We start from the raw sequence: 4,751 nt of genomic DNA, 5'->3' as shown, positions 1-4,751 counted from the left end.
GATCGATACCATTCAACGTCTGAAAAAACTCGGGTTGTTCATTATTCTTATAAAATGGATTATCCAATAATTCCACTTCACTTTTTAAAGTATCCTGAAATACTTGCGCCGCAAAATCTTTTTGAAAAAACACCGATAATCCCCTAACCTTATCCATGGTATCAATTTTACAGGAATAATTTTGTTCATTGTTGAGGATCAGGAACTGCCCGGGCCGAATTGCCAGCTTACGTTTATTAATACCATACCACTCCTCTCCTTTTAATATCGTTTTGAAAGAAAGACATCCCACATGATCATCACAAAAGCTATAACTGCTAACGGTATTAAAAACAACATTTTGCATTTTAAACCTTCTAAAATGAAGATCCTGATCAAAATCAGGGCTGGAATGATCTGGCAATGAAGTTAAATACATCTGCTGATAATATTTTTGCGATTAAGATTAACACAAGATAATAACTGTTGCATTAAAACGATCATTTTTTGAGCAAATTATTGCTGTGAAACATTTTCAGTTTCTTTTCAGGCGAATGCTATAATTGAGCATTTCTGCACATACATAGAAAAACATACATGATAATTTTGAGCAGTTTAAAACAGAAATATTAAAAAATCAATCTATGAAATCAATTAGTAAAAATTTATCATTGTTGTTCTTTACATTGGTATTAACCCTTGTATTTTCCTGCAAGGGCAAAAATGTTCCGTCAAATGATTCGGATGAAGCTGCCGCAGGTAGAATTGTAGGCACCTATAAAGGGACAGTAGATATCACTTCAACCGAATATTTTAATGCAATTATCCAGGTTACAAAAGAGAATGGCAACAAAGTAAAGGTTACAGCAAAATCTGGTGAGCCATATTCCAATGTAACATCAAAAATTTTCACTATACAGGCGATACAGGGTTCTAATGATGCCAAGGCGATTGGGGCTCCAGAAGGGACATTGATATACGACCATGCGGCAAAAAATATCGCTATTGTTACCCTGCCAACCGCATCGGGCGACATTTCGTTTAATTTCAGCGGTACAAAACAGTAAAAAGACATTTAAAGCCTCTTCAGCGGCTCAATTTATTGTTAAAACATATCGATTATTGGCGTATTCATTAAAACAGCCAGGTTATAACAGTAACCTGGCTGTGTTATCTATACCTTTTATATATTTACATACACCTTAAGCTTAACCAATGCACCTAAATATCATTACAATAAAACCGCTTAACCAAGCTGTATTAAAAAAAATCATCCGTTTATTTCTCCTCTGTGCAATTCCACTATTTAGTTATAGCCAGGAAATTATCATTCCAAAAAAAAACCTGGTAGATAAAAAGTGGATTAAAGATCAAACTTATCGAATGAACTGGTCAATGCTTAAAGATACGACCAGGATTATAATAGGTATTGTAAATACTAAAGTTATGGTGTTGAATAATGAGGTACAAGTAATTACAGAAGTAAAACTAAAAGGACAAGCCTCCTCATGGATAGATTCTACAATTGTAAATAAATCAGATCTTTCGCCAATCTATCACTCCAGCTACAATGCACAGCGTGATATGGTGATCCACTTTGATCAAGAGATTAAGGGCTTTTATCGGGATAAAATAACTCAAAAAACTACAGCAATAAACGAAAAGTTACAATCAAGCTATTTCGACAGTAATTTTTACCCTATGTTAATCAATTGGCTGCCTTTAAAAACAGATTATAAAGCCGACATTAATATTTATGATTACAATCCTAAAACGATGGCCGGGATTGTGAAGGTACACCTACTCGGTGTAAAAGAAGGGAGATATCTTACCGCCAAATCAGGCGAAAGAAAGGTATGGATCGTGGAGTTAACTGATGATATTGGTGGTGGTACAGGTGCRAAAAGCATTTACCAGATCGATCAGATAACCAGACAGCTTTATAAACAGGAAATAAGCATAGGTAGCCGTAAAATGGAGATGAGCTTGTTGGAAGAATAATGTGTTAACGATAAAAGTCCAGCACCATTGGCATTATCTCTAATGATCAAAAACAAGTTTTAGAATATTCGCAAGCACAGGATTGTGGTCATCGGCACGCCAATTAATCAATATATCGGTTTTAAAAGGCAAGGGAATAAACCGTAAGCCAGGACTTTGATGGTGCATATAAGAATCAGGCAAAATGGCTATTCCCAATCCCTTGCGTACGAGTGCAATAATTGTAGATCCAAATTCGGAATGTAGAAATACATCAGGAACAAAATCGTAAGATTTGAAAAGTGCCTGAATAATCTCACTATAGCTACTACCCTCATCCTTGGTAGGCAGAATAAACTTCTGCACTTTAAGGCTTTCTTTAGATAAATCCTCGAATCTTTTAAAAGAATGTGCTAACGGAACCACCAGAGCCAGGTGATCGGAGTATATTTTTTTTGATTTAATACCCTGCTCACTGGTGATATCCCTCGTAATGGCCAGATCAATTTTATAGTTCTTTAGAAAATCCAGCTGATTTTCATATAAAACCTGTACCAACTTAATTTGAAGCTGTGGAAATGCCTGCGTTATCTTAGCCAAAATATCGGGCATGATAGAAGCCGATATAGAATCAGGATGTGCAATCGTAATGGTTCCGCGTTCACCTAAATGGATCTGTTTGGCAAACTGATGGATATATTCGAGCTCACTTAACTCTACTTCCCATTTTTCTTTTAAGAATTTACCTGCTGGAGTGAGCTTCACATTACGTTTATTACGTTCGAAAAGCTGCAGACCCAATTCATTTTCGAGCGACTGAATTTGGCGGGTTAGGGCTGACTGCGTGATATTTACCTTTTCAGCTGTTTTCCAATAATGAAGTTGTTCTGCTAAGGCCAAAAAATACTTGATTCGCTGAAGATCCATTAATGCAAAATACGCATTAATAAATGAAAAAATAGCATTTTATTACATTTAAAGAGTTATTACATTCGTACCATGGAGCAGATCATAATTGAAAGGGCAACACCAGCTGATATCAAAAAATTACTGGAGATCGGGAGAACAACATTTTCCGAAGCTTTTGCCGCGGTAAACAGTGAGGAAAATATGAAAGAGTACCTCGAAAAAGGCTTTTCTGAAGAAAAACTGAAAGAGGAACTGAGCAATCAGCATTCTCAGTTTTATTTTGCACAGCTTGATGGAGAAGTCATTGGCTATTTAAAGATCAACATAGGACAAGCGCAAACCGAAAAACTAAATCTTGATGCACTTGAAATTGAGCGTATTTATCTTTTGAAAGCATTTTACGGCCAAAAAGTTGGCCAGCTACTTTATCAAAAAGCCATTGATATTGCGCTTGAAATGCAAGCCAGTTATGTATGGCTGGGCGTATGGGAAGAAAATTACAGGGCATTAAGATTTTACGAAAAAAATGGCTTTACACCTTTCGGCAAACATAAGTTTTGGCTTGGGGATGATGAACAAACAGATTTGATGATGAAAAAAGTATTGGTTAATGATAATGAATTAAAAGCATCCTAATGGAAAAAAGAAACCTCTTTTTGATTTTATTGATACTGGGTACCGCGTTTTGGGGAATTTCATTTTCTGTTACCAAGCTTGCTATCGGACAGCACCAACCTGTTCTGTTTTTGTTCTACCGTTTTTTACTCGCCACAATGGTTTTATCGGTTATTTTCTGGAAACATGTAAAGAAACTCGATTCAACAGCGATCAAAACAGGCGCAAGTTTGGCTATTCCACTAGTACTTGGTATTTATTTGCAAACACTGGGTATCACACATACATCGGCATCGCAATGTTCATTTGTAGCCGGAATAACCGTTGTAATGATTCCGGTGATTAAACTTATTATTTATCGAAAACCTGCAGCACTAAAAATATGGATTGCGGCATTCACAGCGCTAATTGGGCTTTTTGTAATATCGGTTACTGATAAATTCAGTATTGGAACCGGAGATTTATATACCATTATCGGTGCTTTTTGTTTTGCCATATATTTAATCCAGATCGAAAAGGAATCAACGGCAGGCGATATTATCCCTACCATTGTGCCTATGTTTGCCACCTGTGCTTTATTAACTTTTCTATTAACGTTTATTCAAGGAAACGCCACCTGGATTCCTCAGCAGGAAACATTTTGGATTGGTATTATTTTTTGCGCATTATTCTCAACGGCATATATGTACACCATATCGAATATTTCTCAAAAGTACATTAGTGCCGAAAGGGTATCTATCATCTATCTTTTCGAACCTATTTTCGGAGCTTTCGCGGCACACTTTATTTTGGGAGAAGAAATTACATCAAGGTTATTGATTGGAGGCGGAATGATATTTTTAGCAACGCTGATCTCTGAACTGAAGTGGAGAATGCCAAATCCATTTGCAATGCTTAAGATATCGAAGGAGAAAAAATATTAGGCTTAGTTTAAAGCCCATTGTTTTACCATTCCCGGGCAGGTGGGAATGGCTCCTGATTTTAGGGATTTGTCATTGATAGATTTAGTATTTAGCCAAAAAAAAGAGCTAGATGACAGGTTTACAATGAATCGTCATCTCGACCGTAGTGGAGAGATCTTTTAATATGGTCCAAAGATCTCTCCACTGCGCGTTGCTCCGGTCGTATTCTAGGTTTATCACAATTGCAAATTTATTTTAAGAAAAATTCTTTTTTAGGAATTTTTCTTAGCTTTTATGACGCTCTCCTATAATTCTCGACATACATTTCTCCTCTCTTAACAAGTGAGAACATCCTTAAAATCAGTT

At 36.3% G+C, this 4,751-nt stretch carries 6 protein-coding genes; 4 read left to right on the top strand and 2 right to left on the bottom strand.

Annotated features, from left to right (window positions below; translation table 11 throughout):
• The coding region (locus AC1DPQ_RS18015) for a hypothetical protein (RefSeq protein ID WP_477610429.1) at positions 1-418 on the bottom strand (418 nt) is incomplete at its 3' end.
• Between the two features lie 205 nt (positions 419-623).
• Between AC1DPQ_RS18015 and AC1DPQ_RS18010 the strand changes: the two genes are divergently transcribed.
• Positions 624-1,046 carry a hypothetical protein gene (locus AC1DPQ_RS18010; RefSeq protein WP_477584993.1) on the top strand — a complete coding sequence of 141 codons (423 nt, stop codon included), beginning with the start codon at positions 624-626 and terminating at the stop codon, positions 1,044-1,046.
• Positions 1,047-1,194: 148 nt separating this feature from the next.
• The gene (locus tag AC1DPQ_RS18005) at positions 1,195-1,980 is read left to right on the top strand and encodes a DUF3108 domain-containing protein (protein WP_477610428.1); all 786 of its coding nucleotides are present in this window, start codon (positions 1,195-1,197) and stop codon (positions 1,978-1,980) included.
• 39 nt (positions 1,981-2,019) lie between these two features.
• Here the strand turns inward: AC1DPQ_RS18005 and AC1DPQ_RS18000 are convergent, their stop codons facing one another.
• On the bottom strand, positions 2,020-2,886 hold the full coding sequence (locus AC1DPQ_RS18000) for a LysR family transcriptional regulator (RefSeq protein WP_477585346.1): 867 nt from the start codon (positions 2,884-2,886) through the stop codon (positions 2,020-2,022).
• 72 nt (positions 2,887-2,958) lie between these two features.
• Between AC1DPQ_RS18000 and AC1DPQ_RS17995 the strand changes: the two genes are divergently transcribed.
• Both AC1DPQ_RS17995 and AC1DPQ_RS17990 read left to right on the top strand, forming a co-directional pair.
• Positions 2,959-3,504 carry a GNAT family N-acetyltransferase gene (locus AC1DPQ_RS17995; protein ID WP_477610427.1) on the top strand — a complete coding sequence of 182 codons (546 nt, stop codon included), beginning with the start codon at positions 2,959-2,961 and terminating at the stop codon, positions 3,502-3,504.
• Positions 3,504-4,406 (top strand): DMT family transporter, encoded by a 903-nt coding sequence (locus AC1DPQ_RS17990; RefSeq protein ID WP_477610426.1) that lies wholly within the window; start codon positions 3,504-3,506, stop codon positions 4,404-4,406. The genes AC1DPQ_RS17995 and AC1DPQ_RS17990 overlap by 1 nt, the downstream gene beginning before the upstream one ends.
• Positions 4,407-4,751: the final 345 nt, after the last annotated feature.

The sequence above is a fragment of the Pedobacter sp. 01T416_2 genome (genome assembly GCF_056398925.1).
Note: the sequence above shows the minus strand (reverse complement) of the source record. Positions and strands in the feature narration are given on the sequence as shown.